At 71.1% G+C, this 23683-nt stretch carries 22 protein-coding genes; 14 read left to right on the top strand and 8 right to left on the bottom strand.

The window, feature by feature from the left end:
* Positions 1-6 precede the first annotated feature (6 nt).
* The 5 genes from OG266_RS28500 to OG266_RS28480 all read left to right on the top strand — a co-directional run bounded on the left by OG266_RS28500 (position 7) and on the right by OG266_RS28480 (position 4780).
* Positions 7-909: a ribokinase gene (locus tag OG266_RS28500; RefSeq protein ID WP_329547494.1), complete on the top strand. Its 903-nt coding sequence runs from the start codon at positions 7-9 to the stop codon at positions 907-909.
* Positions 906-1295 (top strand): D-ribose pyranase, encoded by a 390-nt coding sequence (gene rbsD, locus OG266_RS28495; protein ID WP_329547493.1) that lies wholly within the window; start codon positions 906-908, stop codon positions 1293-1295. Before OG266_RS28500 ends, rbsD begins: the two co-directional genes overlap by 4 nt.
* A gap of 229 nt (positions 1296-1524) precedes the next feature.
* Positions 1525-1905, top strand: coding sequence for a DUF937 domain-containing protein (locus tag OG266_RS28490; RefSeq protein ID WP_329547492.1), 381 nt, complete (start codon positions 1525-1527; stop codon positions 1903-1905).
* 206 nt (positions 1906-2111) lie between these two features.
* The gene (locus OG266_RS28485; protein ID WP_371549016.1) at positions 2112-3614 is read left to right on the top strand and encodes a subtype B tannase; all 1503 of its coding nucleotides are present in this window, start codon (positions 2112-2114) and stop codon (positions 3612-3614) included.
* Positions 3615-3790: 176 nt separating this feature from the next.
* A complete protein-coding gene (locus OG266_RS28480) occupies positions 3791-4780 on the top strand; it encodes a helix-turn-helix domain-containing protein (protein WP_371549014.1) in 990 nt (329 codons plus the stop codon).
* Between the two features lie 184 nt (positions 4781-4964).
* On the opposite strand, the gene OG266_RS28475 is transcribed toward OG266_RS28480, so the two are convergent.
* From OG266_RS28475 to OG266_RS28465, 3 genes are read right to left on the bottom strand one after another with little or no spacing between them, the layout of a single operon-like run.
* Positions 4965-5762 carry a sugar phosphate isomerase/epimerase gene (locus OG266_RS28475; protein WP_266464224.1) on the bottom strand — a complete coding sequence of 266 codons (798 nt, stop codon included), beginning with the start codon at positions 5760-5762 and terminating at the stop codon, positions 4965-4967.
* 26 nt (positions 5763-5788) lie between these two features.
* On the bottom strand, positions 5789-6943 hold the full coding sequence (locus OG266_RS28470; RefSeq protein WP_371549013.1) for a dihydrodipicolinate synthase family protein: 1155 nt from the start codon (positions 6941-6943) through the stop codon (positions 5789-5791).
* Positions 6940-8091, bottom strand: a complete 1152-nt coding sequence (locus OG266_RS28465; protein WP_371549011.1) for a Gfo/Idh/MocA family protein — start codon at positions 8089-8091, stop codon at positions 6940-6942. Before OG266_RS28465 ends, OG266_RS28470 begins: the two co-directional genes overlap by 4 nt.
* Before the next feature lie 302 nt (positions 8092-8393).
* On the opposite strand from OG266_RS28465, the gene OG266_RS28460 reads away from it, so the two are divergent.
* The 5 genes from OG266_RS28460 to OG266_RS28440 all read left to right on the top strand — a co-directional run bounded on the left by OG266_RS28460 (position 8394) and on the right by OG266_RS28440 (position 14225).
* The gene (locus OG266_RS28460) at positions 8394-9443 is read left to right on the top strand and encodes a LacI family DNA-binding transcriptional regulator (RefSeq protein WP_371549009.1); all 1050 of its coding nucleotides are present in this window, start codon (positions 8394-8396) and stop codon (positions 9441-9443) included.
* 202 nt (positions 9444-9645) lie between these two features.
* Positions 9646-10680 (top strand): alpha/beta hydrolase family protein, encoded by a 1035-nt coding sequence (locus tag OG266_RS28455; protein WP_371549007.1) that lies wholly within the window; start codon positions 9646-9648, stop codon positions 10678-10680.
* Between the two features lie 331 nt (positions 10681-11011).
* The gene (locus OG266_RS28450; RefSeq protein WP_371549005.1) at positions 11012-11950 is read left to right on the top strand and encodes a GNAT family N-acetyltransferase; all 939 of its coding nucleotides are present in this window, start codon (positions 11012-11014) and stop codon (positions 11948-11950) included.
* Positions 11951-11967: 17 nt separating this feature from the next.
* Entirely contained in the window at positions 11968-12768 is an 801-nt protein-coding gene (locus tag OG266_RS28445; RefSeq protein ID WP_371549003.1) for a sugar phosphate isomerase/epimerase family protein, read from the top strand.
* 134 nt (positions 12769-12902) lie between these two features.
* Positions 12903-14225 (top strand): MFS transporter, encoded by a 1323-nt coding sequence (locus tag OG266_RS28440; RefSeq protein WP_371549002.1) that lies wholly within the window; start codon positions 12903-12905, stop codon positions 14223-14225.
* 15 nt (positions 14226-14240) lie between these two features.
* Here the strand turns inward: OG266_RS28440 and OG266_RS28435 are convergent, their stop codons facing one another.
* The gene (locus OG266_RS28435) at positions 14241-14825 is read right to left on the bottom strand and encodes an RBBP9/YdeN family alpha/beta hydrolase (RefSeq protein WP_371549001.1); all 585 of its coding nucleotides are present in this window, start codon (positions 14823-14825) and stop codon (positions 14241-14243) included.
* 50 nt (positions 14826-14875) lie between these two features.
* On the opposite strand from OG266_RS28435, the gene OG266_RS28430 reads away from it, so the two are divergent.
* On the top strand, positions 14876-15814 hold the full coding sequence (locus tag OG266_RS28430) for a LysR family transcriptional regulator (RefSeq protein ID WP_371549000.1): 939 nt from the start codon (positions 14876-14878) through the stop codon (positions 15812-15814).
* Here the strand turns inward: OG266_RS28430 and OG266_RS28425 are convergent.
* Positions 15807-16451 (bottom strand): GNAT family N-acetyltransferase, encoded by a 645-nt coding sequence (locus tag OG266_RS28425; protein WP_371548999.1) that lies wholly within the window; start codon positions 16449-16451, stop codon positions 15807-15809. The two genes, OG266_RS28430 and OG266_RS28425, sit on opposite strands and share 8 nt — an antisense overlap.
* Positions 16452-16557: 106 nt before the next feature.
* Positions 16558-17079 (bottom strand): AAA family ATPase, encoded by a 522-nt coding sequence (locus tag OG266_RS28420; RefSeq protein WP_371548998.1) that lies wholly within the window; start codon positions 17077-17079, stop codon positions 16558-16560.
* Between the two features lie 56 nt (positions 17080-17135).
* Here OG266_RS28420 and hemC point away from each other — a divergent pair, with 56 nt between their 5' ends.
* Positions 17136-18071, top strand: a complete 936-nt coding sequence (gene hemC / locus OG266_RS28415) for a hydroxymethylbilane synthase (protein WP_371548997.1) — start codon at positions 17136-17138, stop codon at positions 18069-18071.
* 96 nt (positions 18072-18167) lie between these two features.
* On the opposite strand, the gene aroA is transcribed toward hemC, so the two are convergent.
* Together aroA and OG266_RS28405 are read right to left on the bottom strand one after the other, a co-directional pair.
* Positions 18168-19403, bottom strand: coding sequence for a 3-phosphoshikimate 1-carboxyvinyltransferase (gene aroA, locus OG266_RS28410; RefSeq protein WP_371548996.1), 1236 nt, complete (start codon positions 19401-19403; stop codon positions 18168-18170).
* A gap of 4 nt (positions 19404-19407) precedes the next feature.
* Positions 19408-20328, bottom strand: a complete 921-nt coding sequence (locus tag OG266_RS28405) for an EamA family transporter (RefSeq protein WP_371548995.1) — start codon at positions 20326-20328, stop codon at positions 19408-19410.
* Between the two features lie 112 nt (positions 20329-20440).
* On the opposite strand from OG266_RS28405, the gene OG266_RS28400 reads away from it, so the two are divergent.
* Positions 20441-21358: a LysR family transcriptional regulator gene (locus OG266_RS28400; protein WP_371548994.1), complete on the top strand. Its 918-nt coding sequence runs from the start codon at positions 20441-20443 to the stop codon at positions 21356-21358.
* Between the two features lie 458 nt (positions 21359-21816).
* A complete protein-coding gene (locus OG266_RS28395; protein WP_371548993.1) occupies positions 21817-23652 on the top strand; it encodes a glycoside hydrolase family 3 protein in 1836 nt (611 codons plus the stop codon).
* Positions 23653-23683: the final 31 nt, after the last annotated feature.

Below are 23683 nucleotides of genomic sequence, written 5' to 3'. Positions count from 1 at the left end.
CAGTTCATGTACGACTACGACCTGCTGGTCGTCGGATCGGCCAACGCGGATCTGGTGATCGGCGTCGAGCGGCGGCCCGCGGCCGGGGAGACGGTCCTCGGCTCCGACCTGACCGTCCACCCGGGCGGCAAGGGCGCGAACCAGGCGGTCGCCGCCGCCCGGCTCGGGGCCCGTACGGTCCTGCTGGCGCGCGTGGGCGACGACGCGTACGGGCGGCTGCTGCTCGACTCGCAGCGGGCGGCCGGTGTCGACACCGTGGGCGTCCTGGTCGGCGGCGCGCCCACCGGGGTCGCGCTGATCACGGTGGATCCGTCCGGGGACAACAGCATCGTGGTCTCGCCCGGCGCGAACGGGCGGCTGATGCCGGAGGACGTCCGCGCGGCCGGGAGCCTGTTCCAGGCTTCCCGGGTGGTCTCGGCGCAGCTGGAGATCCCGTTGGAGACGGTCGTGGAGGTCGTACGGAATCTCGCCGAGGACAGCCGCTTCGTACTCAACCCCTCGCCACCCAGGCCGCTGCCCCGCGAGGTACTGGCGGCCTGCGACCCGCTGATCGTGAACGAGCACGAGGCGCGTGTGCTGATCGGCTCCGGGGCCGGTCCCGAGCCGGAGGACTGGGCGCGGGATCTGCTGGCCATGGGCCCGAGCTCGGTGGTCATCACGCTGGGCGAGCAGGGCGCGCTGGTGGCCCAGCGGGCCGGGGCCCGGGTCCGGGTGCCGTCCGTGCGGGTCGAGGCCGTGGACACGACCGGGGCGGGCGACTCGTTCACCGCGGCGCTGGCCTGGCGGCTGGGGCGTGGCGAGTCACTGGCCGAGGCCGCCGCGTACGCCGCCCGGGTCGGGGCCGTCGCGGTAACCCGGCACGGCGCCCAGGAGTCCTTCCCGACCGCCGAGGAAGTGGCCGCGCTGTGAAGAAGGCCGGAATTCTGAACCGCCATCTCGCGGGCGCGCTCGCCGAGTTGGGCCACGGGGACGGGGTCCTGGTGTGCGACGTGGGGATGCCGATACCGGCGGGGCCGCGCGTCGTGGACCTGGCGTTCCGGGCCGGGGTGCCGTCGTTCGCCGAGGTGCTCGACGGGCTGCTCGACGAGCTGGTGGTGGAGGGCGCCACGGCCGCGCGTGAGGTCCAGGAGGCGAACCCGGACGCGTCGGCGTTGCTGGAGAAGCGCTTCCCGGGCCTGTGGACGGTCTCGCACGAGGAGCTGAAGTCGCTGTCGGCGGGCGCGCGTCTGATCGTCAGGACCGGGGAGGCCCGGCCGTATGCGAATGTGCTGCTGCGGTGTGGGGTCTTCTTTTAGCCGTGCCTTCGGTGCGCCAGACCGTTGGCGGGAAAAGCTTCGAGGGAGCCCGGTCCGTCGACCGGGCCCCCTCGGGTTCCCCTCCGCATCAGAACCCCCGCGATCCCCCCAGATCCCCCTCCAGAAGTCCTGATGCCAAGTACGACCCGCCATGTGCGGGGAGGGTTGTACGGACTTCTGAGATTTTTTTGGCGTGCGGGCGAAACGGGGCAGACGTAGCGTTTTCGTCATGAGCGAAGATTCCGGTACGTCCCTGGAGGCCGAGGTCCTCGACGAGCTCGGCGAGGACAGGCTCCAGGAGATCGCGGGCCTGCTGGGAACGGACGGCACCGAGGCCCGCGAGATGGTCGGAACGACGGTGTCGGCGCTCTCCGGCGAGGTGCGCGAGGCGCCCGTTCCGGAGGAGGAGGCGCCGCTTCAGGGCGTGTCGACGCTCGGCGGATTCACCGCCGGCGGCCTCCTGGCCGGTGTGCTGGCCAAGGCGAGCAAGCCGGTCGCGAACGCCGTCGCCAAGAAGACCGGCCTCCCCGCGGCGACCGTCACCCGGGTCGTCGAATTGCTGATCCCGGTGATCCTGACGGTACTGGCGAAGCGGGGCGCGAAGAAATAGCGGCAATCCCCCACCCCCGTAACTCCGGGGTGGGGCATTGGGCGAGCGCGATCACGCCCGACCGGGGACCCTCCGGGGGCGACGTCCACGCGCGGCCGAAAAGTTGACGAAATTGTTGACGATCTCTGGGCGGGCGCATACCTTCACATGCGCCGGAAGCGGTTCCTCGCCTTCCGGGCCGCCCCCCAGTGGAGAGAGAAGACGCGATGCAGCGGAGACACATGGTGAAGGTTCTGGCCGCGACGGCCGCCATACCGGCGGTTGTCGGCTCGGCCGGCGGGGCGTGGGCCTCGCCCGCCGCCAAGGTGCAGGGCAAGGCAACCTCGGCCGCGGACCTCTCGGCATCGGACCCCTTGGTGTTCGACCCCGCGACCTACACCACCCTCACCACGTCCGTCACCACTGCCGACGGCGTCAAGGCGGTCACCTACCGCTTCTACAAGGCGATCCCGTATGTCGCCGCCCCGGTCGACGTGACGTACCAGACCCTCAACGTCAACGTCCCGGTGGAGATCGACGGCGTTGCGGTCGACGCCTCGCACGCGCCGATCCTCTTCAACAACGCGGTCGGCGGCTACATGCCGTCCTCCACGGCCAACAACACCGGCATCGGTCGCGGCACCAACCCGGGCCTGGCGCTGGCGTCCGGCTACGTCGTGGCGGAACCGGGCGCCCGCGGCCGGTCCCTGGTCGACTCCACGGGCGTCTACTACGGCGTGGCCCCGGCGGCGATCGTGGACCTCAAGGCCGCGGTCCGCTACCTCCGCCACAACAAGGGCCGCGTCCCGGGCAACACCGACCGCATCGTCGCCACCGGCGTCAGCGCGGGCGGCGCCCTCACCTCGCTGCTCGGCGCCACCGGCGACAGCCGCCTCTACGACTCCTACCTGAGCGAGCTGGGCGCGGCCGACGCGAGCGACGCCGTCTTCGCCGCCGCCCCGTACTGCCCGATCACGGACCTCGAACACGCCGACATGGCGTACGAGTGGAACTGGGGCACCAACCCGCTCTCCAGTGGCGCGCAGGTCGACCAGGCCCTGTCCAAGGAACTGCGGAGCAACTTCGCCGAGTACCAGGCGTCGTTGAAGCTCAAGGGCAAGGGCGGCTTCGGCCGCATCACCGCCCGCAACTACGACGAGTACCTGGTCAGGACGTACCTGGAGCCCTCGGCCACCAAGTACCTGGCAGCTCTGTCCGACGCGGATCGCACCGCCTACCTGGCCGCCCACCCCGGGATCACCTGGTCCGGCGGCAAGGCGTCCTTCGCCTGGAGCGACTTCCTCACCCACGTGGGCGCCCGGAAGAAGAACGTCCCGTCGTTCGACCTCTTCGACCTGTCCTCCGGCGAGAACAACCTGTTCGGCGTGGACACCACCAAGGCACGCCACTTCACGGAGTGGAGCCTGCGCAAGGCCACCGGCGACGCGGCCGCCCGCCTCGACGCGGACCTGCCCGAGAAGATCGAACTGCTCAATCCGATGCCCTTCATCGAGCGCAAGAACCCGCACCGGGCCCGGAACTGGTTCATCCGCGTCGGCACCAAGGACAGCGACACCTCGCTGACCGTCGTCGGCAACCTCGCCGCGAGCCTGGAGAACCTCGGCGACAACGTCGACACGTACATGTACTGGGACGGCGCGCACGGCGCGAACCAGGACGCGCCCGCCTTCATGACCTGGATCGGCAAGGTCACCGGCTACAGGAAGTGACCCGAGCGGTTCCGATCCGGAAGGCCCGGCGCGCGGGAAGGGCGCCGGGCCTTCCGGATGCGGGGCCTTCCCCCGCGCACCGGGCCGACGTTCACCGAGCGAGGATAAAGTTCCCTCCGCGTTCCCTCCGCGCCGACGGGAGCGCCTGACGGGGACTCAGGGGGGAACGGGGCGGGATGATCGGGACGGTGTTCCGGAGCGAGGACGTGCCTGCGGAGCACAGGTTCGAGTACTGGCGGGAACTGATCGACCGGACGATCGCGCCGAGCGAGATCAGCAGTGAGTACGCCGCCGACTTCTGGGCGGAGCAGCGGTTGCTGGAGCTGGGGCCGGTGATCGTGTGGCCGACGTCGCTGCTGCCGGCGCGGTTCCGGCGGACCGCGCGGATGATCCGGCAGTCCGACCCCGAGCAGTACCACTTGTCGCTGGTGCTCGGCGGCGAGTTGGGGTTCGACCACGCCGGGCGGAGCGACATGTACGGCCCGCGCGACCTGTGGGTCTCCGACACCTCGCGGCCCTACGACGTGCGGCCGCCGGACGGCCTGGGCCGCCGCACGGTCACCGGGGTGGGCGTGGAGGTCCCCAAGGCACTGCTGCCCGTGTCACCGGACCGGGTACGGGAGTTGCTGGGCAGGCGGCTGTCGGCTCAGGAGGGAGTGGGCGCCCTGCTGACGGGGTTCCTCACCGGCCTGGAAAGGGAGTCCAACTCCCTCCAGCCGTCGGACGCGCCGCGCCTGGGCACGGTCGTGCTCGACCTGCTGGCGGCCTGGTTCGCCCAGATGCTGGAGGTGGAGGCCGCTCTGCCGCCGGAGACCCGTCACCGGGCCCTGACCGAACGCATACGCGCGTTCATCCGCCAGAACCTGCACGACCCTGAGCTGACACCGCCCGTGATCGCGGCCGTGCACCACATCTCGCTCAGCTATCTGCACCGCCTCTTCCAGGAAGAGGTGCGGGGCGAGACGGTCGCGGCCTGGATCCGCAGCCAGCGCCTGGAGGGCGCCCGCCACGATTTGGCGGACCCCGCGCTGCACGCCACCCCGATCCACGCCATCGCCACCCGCTGGGGCCTCCCCCGCAACTCCGGATTCACCCGCGTCTTCCGCACCGCGTACGGGCTCTCGCCCAGGGAGTACCGGCTCCAGGCGCTGGCCGTACGGGAGTAGACGCAACGTCAACTATCTGTGGACCCACTGGCAACGACAGCCACAGGGGTCACCGGGCATCCTGGTCAGGCACGGTGCCCTGACCTCGGTGCTCCATCCCAACCGGGGAGGGATGGAGCACCAGGGCGCTTCCGAGGCTTACCGCGACCCGGACCGCTACTCCACGTGCTCTACTCGGTGTGCCCTACTCGGCATGCTCCACGAACCGCGCCGCCGTCTCCGCCAACACCTCGCGCCCGTCCCGCGCCCACAACCCTTCGTTGAACAGCTCGACCTCGATGGGACCGGTGTAGCCGGCCGCCTCGACGTACGAACGCCACTCCCGCATGTCGACCGAACCGTCGCCGATCTGGCCGCGCCCGTTGAGCACGCCCTCGGGCAACGGGGTTGTCCAGTCGGCGAGTTGGAAGGTGTGGATGCGCCCGGAGGCACCCGCGCGGGCGATCTGAGCAGGCGCCGTGTCGTCCCACCAGATGTGGTACGTGTCCACCGTCACGCCGACCTGGTCCGCCGGGAAGCGCTCCGCCAGATCCAGCGCCTGGGCCAGGGTCGACACCACGCACCGGTCCGAGGCGAACATGGGGTGCAGCGGCTCGATGGCCAGGCGTACGCCCCGTTCCGCAGCGTAGGGGCCCAACTCCCCCAGCGCGTCGGCGATGCGCTCCCGCGCGCCATGCAGATCCTTACTGCCCGCCGGCAGTCCACCGGAGACCAGGACCAGCGTGTCCGTGCCGAGCGTGGCCGCCTCGTCGATCGCCGAGCGGTTGTCGGCCAGCGCGGCGGCCCGCTCGGCCGGTTCGATCGCCGTGAGGAAGCCGCCCCGGCACAGGGTCGTCACCGCCAGGCCCGCGTCACGCACCAGCTTGGCGGTCGCGTCGAGCCCGTACGACTGGACGGGTTCACGCCAGAGACCGACTCCGGGGACACCCAACTCCACACAAGCATCGACCAGTTCGGGCATAGACAGCTGCTTCACCGTCATCTGGTTGATGGAGAAACGCGACAGGTTCACTGAGCCACTCCGTACAGGGACAGCATCGTCCTCATCCTCGTCTCGGCCAGCTCCGGGTTCGGGAACAGACCCAGCCCGTCGGCCAGTTCATAGGCACGGGCGAAGTGCGGAAGCGAGCGCGCCGACTGCAGACCACCGACCATCGCAAAGTGCTCCTGATGGCCGGCCAGCCAGGCCAGGAACACCACACCCGTCTTGTAGAAGCGCGTAGGTGTCTGGAAGAGATGCCGGGACAACTCCACCGTGGGATCGAGGAGTTCGCGGAACCCCTTCACATCACCCGTGTCCAGAACCCGGACCGCCTCCGCCGCCAACGGCCCCAGCGGATCGAAGATGCCGAGCAGGGCGTGACTGAAGCCCTGCTCGTCACCCGCGATCAGTTCGGGGTAGTTGAAGTCGTCTCCGGTGTAACAGCGCACGCCCTGCGGGAGGCGGCGGCGGATGTCGATCTCGCGCCCGGCATCCAGCAACGACACCTTGATGCCGTCCACCTTGTCCGGGTGGGCCGCGATGACCTGAAGGAACACCTCCGTGGCGGCGTCCAGGTCGCTGGACCCCCAGTAGCCCTCAAGGGCCGGGTCGAACATCGGTCCGAGCCAGTGCAGGATCACGGGGTCGGACGACTGCCGGAGCAGATGGCCGTACACCTCCAGGTAGTCCTCGGGACCGGAGGCGGCCGCCGCCAGCGCGCGCGAGGCCATCAGGATCGCCTGGGCACCCGATTCCTCGACGAGGGCCAACTGCTCCTCGTAGGCCTTCCGGATCTCCTCGAGGGAACCCCCGCCGAGCTGGTCCGTGCCGACACCGCACGCGATCCGCCCACCGACCGCCTTGGCCTCGGCGGCCGACCGCCGGATCAACTCCGCCGCGCCGCCCCAGTCGAGGCCCATGCCGCGCTGAGCCGTGTCCATCGCCTCAGCCACGCCCAGCCCGTGGGACCACAGGTGACGGCGAAAGGCGAGAGTCGAGTCCCAGTCGACAGCGGCGGGCGAGTCGGGGGACACATCCGCGTACGGATCGGCAACCACGTGCGCCGCCGAGAAGACCGTACGAGAGGTGAAGGGCGAGCCGGTGGTGAGGGCGAGGGGCTCGGAGCGCGGGGTGTACGCGCGCAACCCCCCTCCAACTCCCGGCAGTTGAATGGTTCTCACAGCGAGATCTCCGGTACGTCGAAGCGGCGACCCTCGGCCGAGGACTTCAGGCCGAGTTCGGCGAGCTGGACGCCGCGGGCGCCGGCGAGGAGGTCCCAGTGGTAGGGCGCGTCGGCGTAGACGTGCCGGAGGAACAGCTCCCACTGGGCCTTGAAGCCGTTGTCGAACTCGGCGTTGTCGGGGACTTCCTGCCACTGATCCCGGAAGGAGTAGGTGGCCGGGATGTCGGGATTCCAGACCGGCTTGGGCGTCGAACTGCGGTGCTGCACACGACAGTTGCGCAACCCGGCCACAGCCGACCCCTCCGTCCCGTCCACCTGGAACTCCACCAGCTCATCACGATTGACGCGCACGGCCCACGACGAGTTGATCTGGGCGATCGCACCACTCTCCAGCTCGAAGATGCCGTACGCGGAGTCGTCGGCCGTGGCGTCGTACGGCTTGCCCTGCTCGTCCCAGCGCTGCGGGATGTGGGTCGCGGCGATGGCCTGGACGGAGGTGACCCGCCCGAAGAGCTCATGGAGCACGTACTCCCAGTGCGGGAACATGTCGACGACGATGCCGCCGCCGTCCTCGGCGCGGTAGTTCCAGGAGGGCCGCTGGGCAGACTGCCAGTCACCCTCGAAGACCCAGTAGCCGAACTCCCCGCGGATGGACAGGATCCGGCCGAAGAAGCCGCCGTCGATGAGGCGCTTGAGCTTGAGCAGGCCGGGGAGGAAGAGCTTGTCCTGGACCACGCCGTGCTTGATGCCCTTGGCGGCGGCCAGCCGGGCCAGTTCCAGCGCACCTTCGAGCCCCGTGGCCGTCGGCTTCTCCGTGTAGATGTGCTTGCCCGCCGCGATGGCCGCCTTGAGCGACTCCTCGCGGGCGGAGGTGACCTGCGCATCGAAGTAGAGGTCGATGGTCGGGTCGGCCAGAACGGCGTCGAGGTCGGTGGACCACTCCTCGAGGCCGTGCTGCTCGGCGAGCGCCTTGAGCACGTGCTCGCGGCGGCCGACGAGGACGGGTTCGGGCCACAGCACGGTGCCGTCGCCCAGGTCGAGGCCGCCCTGGTCACGCAGGGCGAGGATCGAGCGGACGAGGTGCTGGCGGTAGCCCATGCGCCCCGTCACGCCGTTCATGGCGATACGCACCGTCTTGCGTGTCACGTCATTCCCTTCGTACGCGGTTTCCGCGCCTCGTACGCCCTCTGAGGAACTGGTGAGCGTGCCAGCAAGCGCTTTCTATCTACGGAGAAGCTAGCCTCTGTCGAGCCCATTGGACAAGACCACACGGGGGACGAGATGTTCGATCGGTCGGACGGGTGGACGCGGAGGGCATGGTCAGGATCGGATGTACCCGGATATGGGGGCCGTACGAACACCCGGATCCCGGGCATTGTGTGCCCGCGCTCCCCTGACGAACAGCACGACGTAGACGACAACGAGTTGCGCGACCGGAGGACGACGAGATGACCGTGACCCTGGCGGACGTGGCGGCGCGTGCGCAGGTCTCGCCCGCGACCGTGTCCCGGGTGCTGAACGGGAACTATCCCGTCGCGGCGTCCACGCGCGAGCGGGTGCTGCGCGCGGTGAACGAGCTGGACTACGTACTGAACGGGCCCGCGAGTTCGCTGGCCGCGGCGACGTCCGACCTCGTCGGAATCCTCGTGAACGACATCGCCGACCCCTTCTTCGGGATCATGGCGGCCGCGATCCAGTCGGAGATCGGGGGCCCGGGGGGCCGCGCGGGCGGAGAACGGCTCGGCGTCGTCTGCAACACGGGCGGCTCCCCGGAACGCGAGCTCACCTACCTCACCCTCCTCCAGCGCCAACGTGCCGCCGCGGTCGTCCTCACCGGCGGCGCGATCGAGGACAGCGCGCACGCCACGGCCGTCGCCGCGAAGCTGCGCAGGCTGGCGGAGGCCGGCACCAAGGTCGTCCTCTGCGGACGGCCGCCCTCGCCCGAGGCTCCCGAGGCGATCGCCCTCACCTTCGACAACCGCGGGGGCGGCTCGCAGCTCACCGAGCACCTGATCGGCCTCGGCCACCGGCGGCTCGGCTACATCGCAGGGCCGGAGGAGCGGACGACGACCCGGCACCGTCTGGAGGGTCACCGGTCCGCGCTCGCCGCGCACGGCATCGAGGACGTTCCGCTGCGCACCGTGCACGGGCGGTACGACCGCCGGTCCGGGTACGAGGCGACGCTCGAACTCCTCCGGCGCGACCCGTCGTTGACCGCTGTCGTCGCGGCGAACGACACCGTGGCGCTGGGTGCGTGTGCCGCGCTGCGGGACTCGGGGCGGCGGATTCCCGACGACGTGTCCGTCGCCGGGTTCGATGATCTGCCGTTCAGTATTGACGCGGTGCCGGCGTTGACGACGGTGCGGTTGCCGCTGTCCGAGGCGGGGGCGCGGGCCGGGCGGATCGCCATGGGGCGGGAGGAGCCGCCGCCGGGCGGGATCGCCACGGTGCGGGGGGAGTTGATGGTGCGGGGGTCCACCGGAGGGCCGCGGTTGTAGGTGGGCGTCGGTTTCGGGGGCGCGGGGTTTGAGCGTGCCTTGGGATTGAGCGTGCCTTGGGTTCGGGGTGCCCGGCGTTGGGGCTGAGGTGGGGGTGGGTGCGCTTGCCGGCGCTTGCAGGGTGCCGCTGTGCCCACCCGTGCCGCCCCTAGCGGCACGCATGCCCACAGCGGGGGCGGTTGGCGGAAGGGATACTGGTCCCATGCGGTTGCTTCGGGGCTTGGGCATGGTTGTCGCCGGGGTGGTGCTCGTGGCGGTGGTCGGGTGCACCGGGGGTGATGGCGCCGACCCAGTGCCCACCGAGGTGCCGGCGTCGACCAGTGCCGCCACCAGGACGCCCACTCCCTCCCTCTCCCCCTCCCCTGCCGCCGACCCTGTGTCGATCCCAGGCCTGATCCAGCGCGAGCACACAGGCTCGAACCTCCGACTCCGCTCCGTACTCGCCCGAACCACCGCCTACACCCGATACGGGGTGACGTACGAGGCCAACGGGCTGACGATCTCGGGGATCATGAACATCCCCACGGGCAAGGGGCCCTTCCCAGCCCTCGTGCTGGCGCACGGATACATAGACCCGGACGTCTACACGACCGGCCGCGGTCTGGCCCGGGAACAGGATCTCCTCGCCCGCAACGGCTACGTCGTCCTGCACACCGACTACCGCAACCACGCCACCTCCGACGACGACCCGGACAACGACGTCAACCTCCGCCTCGGATACACCGAGGACGTCATCGGCGCCGTACTGGCGCTGCGCTCGTCCACCCGCCCGGAGATCGACGGCGACCGGATCGGCCTGCTGGGCCGGTCGATGGGCGGCGGCGTCACGTACAACACGCTGGTGGTGGAACCCGGCCTGGTCGACGCCGCCGTGGTGTTCGCACCGGTGAGTTCGCGCCCCGCCGAGAACGTCGACCGTTTCCAGCGCAGCGAAGGCGACCCGATCGTCAACGAGATCGAAGCGGCACACGGCACACCCGAGCAGAACCCGAAGTTCTGGCGGGAGGTCTCCCCCATCACCTACGCAGATCGCCTGACCGAGCCACTCCTCATCCTCCACGGCACAGCCGACGACACCTGCCCCATCACCTGGTCACGCCAGACCACGGCAGCATTCAAGGCGGCGGGCAAGGACGTACAACTCAAGGAGTACGAGGGCGAGGCCCACGCCTTCGGCCCCCAGTGGCCGGCCTCCATGGACACGACGATGGCCTTCTTCGCCCAACACCTCCGCTGAGCAGCAGAAGCAGCGCAAGCCCCCACGCACCCGCGGCCGCCGAAGCACGCGAGGGGCCGTGTCGGTACATCAAATGCCCGCATCCGGACGGATCCAAAGCAGACAGCACCTTCCATCCCCACAGTCGATCCGTCCGGATGCGGGCGGATGTACCGGCGCGGCCCCGACCCACCCCCCGGCGGCAAGCGCTGGACGTGCGGCCGCCGCCCCTTCCAGCGCACCCGCGGCCGAAGGGCGCAAACCCGTGGACGACGGGCCGAACGCGGCTTACGCTCGACTCAGGAACCTCTGACTGAGTCAACTATCCAGACCCGACCACCCGGGGCCGATCATGACCGTCCAGGACATCCGCTCCTTCAACCGCTTCTACACGAACGTCATCGGCGCACTCGACTACGGCCGCCACCTCTACGCCCCCTACACCCTCACCGAGTCCCGAGTCCTGTGCGAACTCGCGCACGCCTCGCACACGGACGCCGCCGACCTCCGAGCCGAACTCTCCCTGGACGCCGGTTACTTGAGCCGCATCCTGAACAAGTTCGAGCAGGACGGCCTGATCGAGCGCGCCCCGTCCGAGAAGGACCCACGGCGCCGTCGAGTCACGCTCACCACCCGAGGCCGGGAGGCCGCCGCCCTGCTGGACGAGCGCGCGCGGGAAACCGTCGGCTCGCTGCTCGCCACCGTGCCTTCGGCCGACCGACCACGGCTCGCGGAGGCGATGCGCACGGTGCGCACGATCCTGGGCGACGGCAAGGGGCAGGCCCCCCGCCGCGAGGACGTCGTCCTGCGCGAGCCCGGCCCGGGTGACCTCGGCTGGATGGTGCAGCGCAACGCCGCGCTGTACACGGCGGAGTACGGGTGGAACGCGGACTACGAGGGCCTGGTGGCGAGGATCGTCGCCGACTTCGCCGAGGACCACGACCCGCACCTGGAGCGAGTGTGGATCGCGGAGCTCGACGGCCGTCCCGTCGGCTGCGTGATGTGCGTACGGGACGACGCGCCCGGCGCCGCCCGCCTCCGCCTGCTCCTCGTGGAACCGGAGGCACGCGGGCTGGGCATCGGCGACCAACTCGTCACAGCCGTGGCCGACTTCGCCCGCGGCGTCGGCTACCACGAACTCGTCCTGTGGACGAACGACGTCCTGGCCGCCGCCCGCCGCCTCTACCAGCGCCACGGTTTCGTCCTGGTCTCCGAGAAACCCCACCGCTCCTTCGGCGCGGATCTGGTCGGCCAGGACTGGCGCCTGGACCTGCACGGCAACGGTGAGTGACGGGTAGTGTCCACTTCATGAAGCTGGCCTTCTCCACTCTCGGCGTCCCCGGCCTCCCCGTCGCCGACGTCGTACGCCTCGCCACCGCCCACGGCTACCACGGCGTAGAACTGCGCGCCCACCCCGAGGAGCCGGTGCACCCCGGTATCGGCCCGGCCGAACGGGCCGACGTGGCCGCGGAGTTCAAGGCGGGCGGGATCGAGATCCTGGGCCTGGCGGGATACGCACGGGTGGCGGCGCCGGGCGACGACACCGCCGTACTCGCGGAGATCCGTGAACTCCTGGACCTGGCAAGGGACTTGGGCGCACCTTTCATCCGCGTCTTCCCGGGCGCGGGGACCGACCAGAGCCCCGAGGAGGCGGACGCGACGGCGGCCCGGCGCCTGGGCACGGCGGCGGAGTACGCCACCGAGGCGGGCGTACGGATCCTGCTGGAGACGCACGACTCGCACCGCACGGGCGCGGACGCGATCCGTGTCCTCGGCCCGGTCGGCCACCGGCAGGTGGGTTCGCTGTGGGACGTCATGCACACCTGGCTCGGCGGCGAGCAGCCGTCGTCGACGTACGCGGCACTGTTCCCGTACCTCGGGTACGTCCAGGTCAAGGACATCGCGTCCGCCGAGGACACGACCCCGCTGCCGCTCGGGGCGGGGATGCTCCCGCTCACCGAGTGCGTGGAGCTGCTCTCCCGCGCGGGCTGGGACGGCTGGCTGTGCTGGGAGTACGAGAAGCGCTGGTACGAGGAGGCCGCGCCGCTCGCGGGGCTGCTGGGCCCGGGCCGCGAACACCTCGCACGGCTGCTCAACGAGTCGGCGTAACCCCAGCCGAGCGGCGGGCGGCGGGCGACCGCGGCCAAGTAATTGATTGGCCGCACCCCGGGACGAGAGGTTAGCCTCCGCCCGGTGAATCCACCCGCGCGCCCTGCCGCCCTCACCCCCGCCCTCCCCCTCTCATGAACCTGCTGTCCCGCACGCTGCTCGATGTCGGGCCGCTGCGTACGTCCCCCGCCTTCCGAAGGCTGCTGATCGGGCGGACGGTGTCCATGTTGGGCGCCATGATGACCATGGTCGCCGTCATGTACCAGGTCTGGCAGATGACGCACAGCACGGTGTGGACCGGTGCGGTCGGGCTGGCGCAGGCGCTGCCGATGGTGGCGTTCGGGCTGTTCGCCGGTTCGCTGGCCGACCGGCGGGACCGGCGGCAGATCTATCTGGTGGGCACCGTCGGCCAGGCGGCCGTCTCGCTGCTGCTCGCGGTGCAGGGTTTCCTAGGCAATGTGCCGGTGGCCGGCGTGCTCGCGCTGGTCGCCGTGCAGTCCGCCTTCGGCGCGGTCGGCGGCGCCGCGGCGGGCTCGTTCGTCCCGCGCCTGCTGGCAAAGGACCAGGTGGGGGCCGGGCTGGCGCTCAACCAGGTCTCCTTCCAGGGGACGATGCTGGTCGGCCCGGCGCTCGGCGGACTGCTGGTGGGCTGGCTGGGCGTCGGCGGCTGCTATCTGCTCGACGCGCTGAGCTTCGGGATGGCCTTCTACGGCGCTTTCGGCCTGCCCAAGCTGCCGCCCGAGGGCGAGCCCGCCCGGGCCGGGCTGCGCGGGGTGGCGGACGGGCTGCGTTTCCTTGCCGGGCACCGGGCGGTGCGCGGCGCGCTGATCACCGACCTGGCCGCCACCGTGCTGGCGATGCCGATGAGCCTGTTCCCGCTGGTCAACGCCGAGCGTTTCGGCGACAACCCGCGCACCCTCGGCCTGTTCCTGTCCGCCGTCGCGGTCGGCGGCATCACCGCCTCGGCGCTGTCCGGATCCGTCACCCGCCTCGGCCGCCCGGGCCTGGTGATGCTGTGCGGCGCGGCGACCTGGGGGACCGCGCTGGCCCTGTTCGGCCTGGTGACCAACCCGTGGGCGGGCCTTGGCCTGCTGGTCCTGGCCGGCGCCGCCGACACGACCTCCGTCATCTCACGCAGCACGATCGTGCAGACCCATACGCCGGACGCGCTCCTCGGCCGGGTGACGGCCGCCGAGCAGATCGTCGGCCAGGCCGGACCCAACCTCGGCAACCTGCGTGCCGGCCTGGTCGCCGGGTGGACGTCCGGCGTGACCGCACTGGTCAGCGGCGGCGTGCTGTGTGTGCTCGCGGTCGCCGCGGTGGCCGCGACCACGCCGGAGCTACGGGGCTCCGAGTCCACCGGGTCCGACGAACCCGGCGCGCCACACGAGCCCAACGAACCCGGCGCGCCCAACAAGCCCAACGAGCCTCCTGAGAAGAACGTCGCCGTCAGCTGAGCCCCCGGCCCGGCCCTACGCCGGCCGAGCCGTGAACTTCGTCGAGCCGTCGAGACACCAGTCCAGTACGGCAGGCCAGGACCCATACCCGGCGACCAGGTCAAGATGCCCCACCCCCGGGATGATCTCGGTGGGAATGCCCAACGGATCCCCATAGACGGCGAGCGCACCCTCCGGGCAGTACGGATCGTCGTCGCCCGCCACCAGCCGCGTGGCCCCGGGCAGGGCGAGCGGAAACGCGGGCGGGGCGAACGCCACGACCTCAGGGAACCCCAGGAGTACGGGCCCGGACGGCGGCCCCACGAGCAGCACCCGATCGACGTCGAGGCCAGTGACACCGCGGGCGACCGCGTGCAGCCACAGCAGAACGGACGCACTGTGGGCGATCACCACGCGCTCCCCGCCACCCGGAAGCCCTTCGAGGTGACGGGTCAGCTCCGCCAGCCACACGTCCAGATCCGGGTCGTCGGGGTCGGGCAGCTGCGGGTACACGACGTGGTGCCCGAGCTCGGTCAGCCGGTCGGACAGCCAGTGCTGCCAGTGGTCGTGCGGCCGGTGGTTCTGCCAGCCGTGGAGGATGAGGAAGCTGCGGGAGGTCATGGGGTGATGGTTTCCGATCACCGGCACCACGGTCCAGTTAATCTTTCGGAGTGGAACAGGTAAGCGAGCCCTTCACTGTCGACCTCCGCCGCCTCACCGTCCTGCGCGAACTCCAGCGCCGCGGCAGCCTCGCCCGGGCCGCGGAGGCCCTGCACCTCACGCCCTCGGCGGTCTCCCAGCAGATCGCCGCGCTCGCCCGTGAGGCGGGCGTCCCGCTGACCGAGCGGGACGGCAGAGGCGTACGGCTGACCGGTCAGGCCCGGGTACTGCTCGCGCACGCCGATCTCATCGCCGCCCAACTGGAGCGTGCGCGCGCCGACTTGGCGGCGTACGGAGAGGGCGGCGGGCGCGCGTCGGTGACCATCGGCGCGCTCTCCAGCGGCATCCTCGGCCTCCTGCCCGGCGCGCTGAGCCGCCTGGCCGAGCGCCTGCCCCAGGTCCGTATCGACGTCGTCGAGGCCCAGCCGCCCGACCTGTTCACCGCCCTGGACGCGGGCCAGGTCGACGTCGCCGTCGCCGTGGACTTCCCGGCCACACCCCCGCACACCGACCGCCGCTACGCCCGCACCGACCTGCTGACCGACGTCCTGGACCTCGCCGTACCGGCCGGCCACCGCCTCGCCGGCCGCGACCGGGTCGCCCTCCGCGACCTGGCCAGGGACCCCTGGATCGTCGGCGACGCCGACAGCTGCTGCGGCGCGGTCGCCCGCACGGTCTGCGCGGCGGCCGGTTTCACGCCCGACATCCGCCACGCCGTCAACGACTGGGCCGCACTCGCCGCCCTGGTCGAGGCTGGCCAGGGAGTCGCCCTCGTCCCCCGCATGGTGCGACCCCTGTACGCCCACCGCCGCCTCACCCTGCTGACCACCGACGGAACACCACCGTCCCGCAACGTCTTCATGGCCGTACGAACGGGCTCGGAGAGCGACCCCGTACTGACCGCGGTGCAGGAACAACTGCGCGCTGCAGCAGCTGAGTTGGTCAGCTGAGCAGTCGGCCGCGCACCCCCGGGATCCCCGCCAGCCGGTCCTCCAGCCGCACCCGGCACTCCGGCCACTCCGCCGCCGTGACCGAATAGATCGCGGAGTCGCGGAGGCGGCCGTCCTCGCCCGGCGCCCACGAGCGGGACCAGTTCCGCAGCACGCCCTCGAAGCGCGCGCCCGTGCGCTCGATCGCCGCGCGGGAACGGCTGTTGCGCGCGTCCGTCTTCAGGTCGACGCGTGCCACGCCCCACTCCTCGAAGGCGTGCCGGAAGAGGAGGAACTTGGCCTCGGTGTTCAGCCCCGTCCCCTGCGCACGGGACGAGAGCCAGGTGAACCCGACCTCGATGGCGTCGAGTTGATCGTCCGTACGCCAGCTCCGCGGTTCCCAGAACGAGGTCGCGCCGACGGCCCGCCCGGAGGCCCGGTCGATCTGCGCGTACGGCGCGAGCTTCCCGGTCGCGGCCCGACCGAGCTGCGCGTCGATGTACGCGTCCACCTCGTCGGCCCTCGGCACCCACGTGAACGCGTACGTGCCACGGTCCTCCTCCGCCGCCACCGCGAGGTCGGCCGCATGACGTCGGTCCAGCGGCTCCAGTCGCACGAGCGCACCTTCGAGAACCGGCCCCTCCAGCATGAAACCCAACGCCCGACACTCCTTCGCGCAAGCCTGTGAAGTCCGGGAGAGTCTCCCCCCACACACCTGCACCCGTCGAACGAAATACCAGGCACCCGGGCTCAGCGGCGTCAGCTCACTCGTCGCCCAGACCGGCGATGACGAGTTCCGCGACCCGGGAGGGCGGGATGCCGGTCGTGTCGACGGTTTCCGCCTGCTCGCGGAGCCAGGGCAGGGCGCGTCGGTAGTCGGCGAGGTGGTCGAGGCGCCATTGCCGGGCGCCGATGCTGTCGGGGTCGGTGTCGGTCTCGATGCGGTGGACGAGGGTGTCGTCGTCCGTGTGGAGGAGGTAGTGGCGTACCGGGATGTCCGCCTTCGCGAGGCCCGTGCGGATCTCGTGCCAGTACTCCTCGTTGAGGACCGTCTGCGGGACGACGAGCGTGCCGCCCACGTGGTCCAGGACCTGGCGCGCCGTCTCGACCACCAGCCCGCGCCACGGTGGGAAGTCCTGGAATTCTCGCGGCTGCCCGAGGACGTGCCAGAGCATGTAGCCCACCTGTTCGGGGTCGAAGAGCCTGGACTCCGGTATGCGGGCGGTGAGTTCCTTGGCGGTGGTGGTCTTGCCCGCGCCGAAGGTGCCGTTCAGCCAGAGGATCATGGCGAACGAGCGTACGTGGATCCCGGTGCGGGTGTCAGGCGGTTACCGTGGACGCCATGACCGTCCCGGAACTCATCCGTATCGTCTCCCGCGACTCGCCGATGGCGCTGGCCCAGGTGGAGCGGGTCCGAGCCGAACTGGCCGTGCTCCACCCCGGCATCCGCACCGAGGTCGTCCCCGTGAAGACGACCGGTGACAAGTGGATGGGCGATCTGGCCCAGGTCGAGGGCAAGGGGGCGTTCACCAAGGAGGTGGACGCCGCGCTGCTGGCGGGCGAGGCGGATCTCGCGGTGCACTGCGTCAAGGACATCCCCGCGGACCGGCCGCTGCCTGCCGGGACGATGTTCGCCGCCTTCCTCGCGCGGGACGACATCCGCGACGCCCTGATCCACCCCGGCGGGCTCACCCTCGACGAGCTGCCGCCGGGCACCCGGATCGGCACCTCCTCCGTGCGCCGCGTCGCGCAGCTCGCCGCCTCCCATCCGCACCTGGACTGTGTGCCGTTCCGGGGGAACGCCAACCGGCGCCTGGCGAAGCTGGCGGCCGGTGAGGCGGACGCCCTGCTGCTCGCGGTGTCCGGCCTCGAACGCATCGGTCGTGCGGACGTGATCACCGAGATCCTGTCGCCCGAGACGATGATGCCGCCGATCGGCGCGGGCATCCTCGCCCTGCAGTGCCGCGAGGGCGACACGGCCGTGATCGAGACCGTCAGCGATCTCGGCGATCCGGCCACGCACCGTGAGGCCACCGCCGAGCGCATGTTCCTGCATGTCCTCCAGGGCCACTGCAACTCACCGATCGCCGGCTACGCGAAGTCCGAGCGCGGCGGCGAACTGTCCCTGCGGGCCTGCGTGTTCACCCCGGACGGCAAGACCGTGCTCAACGCCCACGAGTGGGCGGGCCGCCTCGACCCCGCGACGCTGGGCACGTCCGTCGCCGTTGCCCTGCTGCGCCAGGGGGCGCGGGAACTCATCGACAACATCCCGCACTGAGCGCTCCGCTGGATTCCGGTGCGTCGCCTGCGGGTTCGTTGTGGCTGGTCGCGCAGTTCCCCGCGCCCCTTTGGGGGGGGCCATCGCCGGACCCGTTCAGCTCGTCGCCGTCGCCCACTCCGCGAACGCCTCGTGGAACCCCGGGAACGTCTTCCGTACGCAGCCGGGGTCGTCGAAGGAGATGCCGGGCACGCGGAGTCCGGTCACCGCGAAGGACATGACGATGCGGTGGTCGCCGTATGTCGTGACCGGGGTTGCCGCGACGGGAGTGCCCGGGTGGATCTCGATCCAGTCCGGGCCCGTCTCCACCCGGATCCCCAGGCGTCGGAGGTTCTCCGCGCAGGCCTCCAGGCGATCGCACTCCTTGACCCGTGTGTTGGCGACGTCCTCGATGCGGACCGGGCCCGAGGCGAAGGGGGCGAGGGCGGCGAGGGTCGGCATGGTGTCGGAGATGTCGCGCATGTTGACCGTGAGGCCGCGCAGCTCGCCGGTGCCCGTGACCGTCGTACGGTCGGAACCCACTTCCACGCGCGCGCCCATCCGCCGCAGTACGTCCACGAACCCCAGGTCGCCCTGGAGCGCGCCCTCGCCGAGGCCCTTCACCGTGACCTCGCGGCCGGTCAGCGCGGCCGCCGCGAAGAAGTAACTCGCGGTGGAGGCGTCGGGTTCGATGGCGTAGGTGGTGGCGCGGTAGCCGCCGGGCTCGACGACGAAGACGTCGCCGTCACGTCGTACATCCGCCCCGAACGCCCGCATCATCGCGAGCGTGATCTCGACGTACGGCGCCGAGACCAGGTCCGTGACCGTGATGCGCAGGCCCTTGCGGGTCAGCGGGCCTAGCAGGAGCAGGGCCGTCAGGTACTGCGAGGACTGGCCCGCGTCGAGGACCACGTCACCGCCCTCGACCCCCGCCGCCGCGATCCGCAGCGGGTGGTGGCCCTCCGCCTCCTCGTGCCGGAGGTCGACGCCGAGGTCGCGGAGCGCGTTCGTCAGCGGGGCCAGTGGGCGGCGGCGCATCTGTGCGGAGGCGTCGAAGCGGTAGGTGCCGTGGCCCGCGGCGGCCAGGGTGGGGAGGAAGCGGGCGGTGGTCGCGCCGTCCCGGCAGTACACGTCCGCCTCCGTGGCCGCGGGGCCCTGCGGGCGGCCGTCGACGTGCCAGGCGTCCGGGGTCCGGCCGACGCGGTAGCCGAGCCGCAGCAGGCCCTCGGCGAAACCCTCGGTGTCGTCCGAGCGGAGCGGGCGGGTCAGTGTGGTGACACCGTCGGCCGCCGCGGCGAGGAAGAGGGCGCGTGCGGTGATGGACTTGGAACCGGGGATGTCGACTGCGGCCATGGGGTCATGCTGGCTCCTTGACCTGCCCCGGCGCTGGAACGTCCGCCAAGTGGACCCTCGCGCTCCGGCTCTTCCCCGTCGCCAGGGAGGTCAGCCCCACCCCTCCCACCAGCAGTGCGGCCGCTCCCCACCGCAGCGGGCTGATCGACTCGCCGAGGAAGACCGCCGCGGACGACATCCCGAAGACCGGGACCAGGAGGGAGAAGGGGGCCACCGTGGACGCGGGGTGGCGGTGCAGCAGCCAGCCCCAGGCGCCGAAGCCGAAGACCGTGGTGATCCAGGCGACGTAGACCACGACGCCCGCGCCCTGCCAGTCCAGGGCGCGCAGCGCGGCGAGGTCGCGGGACGGGCCCTCGGTGAGGAGGGAGAGGCCGAGCAGGGGCAGTACGGGGACGGTGCTGACCCACACCATGAAGTTCAGCGCGTCCGGCGGGGACGCCTTGCGGGTGAGGACGTTGGACAGGCCCCAGCAGGCGGCGGCCGCGATGACCAGGGCGAAGGCACCGAGGGGGCCGGCCGCGCCCTCGTCCACGGCGGCCAGGCACACCCCGCAGAGTGCCACTGCCATGCCCAACAGCCTTACGCCGGTGAGGCGTTCGCCGAGGAACGTGATGGCGATCAGCGCGGTGAACACGGCCTGGATCTGGAGTACGAGGGAGGACAGGCCGGCCGGCATGCCCGCGTCCATGCCGATGAAGAGCAGGCCGAACTTCGCGACGCCCAGTACGAGGCCCACCGCCACGATCCACTTCCACGCCACCTTCGGGCGGCCCACGAAGAAGACCGCGGGCAGGGCGGCCACCAGGAAGCGGAGGGCCGAGAAGAGAAGGGGCGGGAAGTGGTCGAGGCCGATCTCGATGACCGTGAAGTTCACGCCCCAGACGGCGGCGACGAGGACGGCGAGGACGGTGTGGGTGGGTCGCATGGTTCGAGCATCGGGCTTGCGCACCGTGTAGCACCAGCGCGGATATCTGCATGGTCGGATGTAGCGATGCTTACGTAAGGTGGCTGCGTCGCCGCACCCCCCGGGAGTCCCCGTGCTCGATCTCCAACGCCTGCGCGCCCTGCACGCCGTCTCCGTCCACGGCACCGTCGGTGCCGCCGCGGCCGCGCTCGGGTACACGCCGTCCGCCGTCTCCCAGCAGATCGCGAAGCTGGAACGGGAGACCAGGACCGTACTTCTGGAACGGCAGGGGCGGGGCGTACGGCTCACCGAGCAGGCGCATCATCTGGCCGCCGCCGCACAGGAGTTGCTGTCCATCGTCGAGCGCACCGAGACCGAGCTGGAGGAGCGGCGCGGGCTGCCTGCGGGGCGGCTGACTGTGGCCGCGTTCGCGTCGGCGGCGCGGGGGCTGCTGCCCGGCGTACTCGCGGATCTCGCGCGGCGGCATCCCGCGCTGGACACCCGGCTGACCGAGGTCGATCCGCATCTCTCCGTCGATCTGGTCGCCAAGGGGGCGGTGGACATGGCTGTCGCGCACGACTGGGACATCGCGCCGTTGCCTGCGCCCGAGGGGGTGGAGCAGGCGGTGATCGGGGACGATCTGTGCGATCTGCTGGTGCCGGCCGGGCATCCGTTCGCCGGGCGGTCTGCCGTGCAGCGGGAGGATCTTCAGGGGGAGCGGTGGATCTGTCAGCCGCCGGGGCGGGTGTGTCATGAGTGGCTGGTGCGGACGTTGCGGGGGGCGGGGTGTGAGCCGGAGATCGTGCATCAGGCCGATGAGAATCCGACGCTTGTTGCGCTTGTCGCGGCGGGGTTGGGGGTTGCGCTGATTCCTCGGCTTGGGCGGGGGGTGCTTCCCGAGGGGGTTGTGGAAGTGGCTCTCGATCCCATGCCGGTGCGGCGGTTGTACGCGTTGTGGCGTACTGGGGCTTCTCGGCGGCCCGCTATCGCGGAGATGGTGCGGACCTTGCAGGGGCATTGGGCGTCTGTGTCCGAGCGGCGGTCCGGCTGAGGTTCTGATTGCCGGTTGCCCGGGGTGGGGGTTGCCGTCGGGGTGGGTCGCGTGGCCCGGCGCTTGCGGGGTGCCGCTGTGCCCACCCGTGCCGCCCCTAGCGGCACGCATGCCCACAGCGGGGGGGGCGGGTGCCACAGTTGTCTCCTCCGTCCCAACTTCCAGGGTTCCGGTGAATCCGGGGAACCCGGATCCCCGTCGGCCCGTCCAATCCGCACGCTGTCGGATGAGTCTCCGCAGAGCGGTGTCGGCATCGCTGCTGGCTGCGAAAGCTGACTTACCCTCTCCGCCGCCTGCGGCCGGCAGCATGTCGTCACCGGCGCGCCCCCCTCCAACAGCGCCGGTGACGACCCCCACCGCGATCCGCCGCGCGTCAATGCGCACACCCTTGACTGGAAGAAACTTCCCGGATATTCGTGACTCCTCGGAAGTTTCCTTCATGAGGGAAGGAGCGCCACGTGCGCGACTCCAGCACGGGAAGCACCACCCCCAGCAGGACCAGACCGTCCAGACGTACCGTTCTCGCCGCCACGGCGGGCGTCACCGCCGCCCTCGCCACCGGCACAAGCGCGTACGCCGGCCCACCCGACGACAAGGAACTCCGCGCCCTCATCTCCCGTATGACGCTGGAGGAGAAGGTCGGACAGCTCTTCGTGATGCGGGTGTACGGCCACTCGGCGACCGCGCCCGACCAGGCCGACATCGATGCCAACCTCAAGGAGATCGGCGTCAGGACGGCCGCCGAGCTGATCGCCAAGTATCGCGTCGGCGGGATCATCTACTTCGCGTGGGCGCACAACACCCGTGATCCGCACCAGATCGCGGGCCTTTCGAACGGGATCCAGCAGGCCTCCCTGGAACAGCCCCACGGCCTGCCCGTCCTCATCTCGACCGACCAGGAACACGGGATAGTGGCACGGGTGGGCAAGCCCGCGACGCTGCTCCCGGGTGCGATGGCCCTGGGTGCGGGAGGCTCGCGGGGCGACGCCCGTACGGCCGGCCGGATCGCGGGCGCCGAACTGCACGCGCTCGGCATCCGCCAGGACTACGCCCCGGTCGCCGACGTGAACGTGAACCCGGCCAACCCGGTCATCGGCGTACGTTCCTTCGGTGCCGACCCGGACGCCGTGGCGGAGCTGGTCGCCGCCCAGGTGAAGGGGTATCAGGGCGCGGATGTCGCGGCCACGGCCAAGCACTTCCCGGGGCACGGGGACACCGCCGTCGACAGCCACTACGGCTTCCCGGTCATCACGCACAGCCGGGAGCTGTGGGGGACCCTCGACGCCACGCCCTTCCGGGCCGCCATCCGCGCCGGCATCGACTCGATCATGACCGCGCACATCATGGTCCCGGCCCTGGACGACTCCGGTGACCCGGCCACGCTCTCGCCGGTGATCCTCACCGGCATCCTGCGCGGCGAACTCGGTTACGACGGCGTCGTGGTGACCGACTCGCTCGGCATGGAGGGCGTACGCACGAAGTACGGCGACGACCGCGTCCCCGTGCTCGCCCTCAAGGCCGGTGTCGACCAGCTCCTCAACCCGCCCTCCCTCGACATCGCCTGGAACGCCGTCCTCAAGGCCGTGCGGGACGGCGAGCTGACCGAGGCCCGCCTCGACGAGTCGATCCTGCGCGTCCTCCGTCTCAAGTCGAAGTTGGGGCTGCTCAAGAACCCGTACGTCACCGACGCCGGTGTCGACCGCTCCGTCGGCACGGCGGCACACCTCAGGGCCGCCGACCGGATCGCCGAGCGCACGACGACGCTGCTGGTCAACAAGGACGACCTGCTGCCGCTCTCCCGTCGCCGCTCCCCCAGGGTGCTGGTCGTCGGCGCCGACCCGGCCTCCCCGTCCGGCAGTGACGGACCGCCCACCACGGTCCTCGCCAGGGCCCTCACCGAGCTGGGCTTCACGGCGACGGCACTGTCCACCGGGACGGCACCCTCGGCCGCGACGATCGCCCGCGCGGTCACGGCGGCCGGCGAGGCGGACGCGGTGGTCGTCGGGACGTACAACGTGTCGGCGACCAGCTCCCAGAAGACCCTGGTCAGCCAGCTTCTCGGCACCGGCGTCCCGGTCATCGCGGTCGCCGTCCGCAACCCGTACGACGTGGCCCAACTCCCGGATGTCCCGGCCTACTTGGCGGCGTACTCCTGGACCGACGTCGAACTGCGGGCGGCGGCCCGGGTGATCGCGGGCCGCGCGGAGCCGCGGGGCGAGCTGCCGGTGCCGGTGCAGCGGGCGGACGATCCGACGCAGGTGCTGTATCCGATCGGGCACGGGTTGACGTATTAGACGTACGCCGCACACCCGGCGCACCCCACCC

Origin of the sequence: Streptomyces sp. NBC_00554, from assembly GCF_041431135.1 — a bacterium.
In the GTDB taxonomy this organism is placed as follows: Bacteria; Actinomycetota; Actinomycetes; order Streptomycetales; family Streptomycetaceae; genus Streptomyces.
The sequence above is the reverse complement of the archived record's forward strand: the minus strand, read 5'-3'. Positions and strand labels throughout refer to the sequence as shown.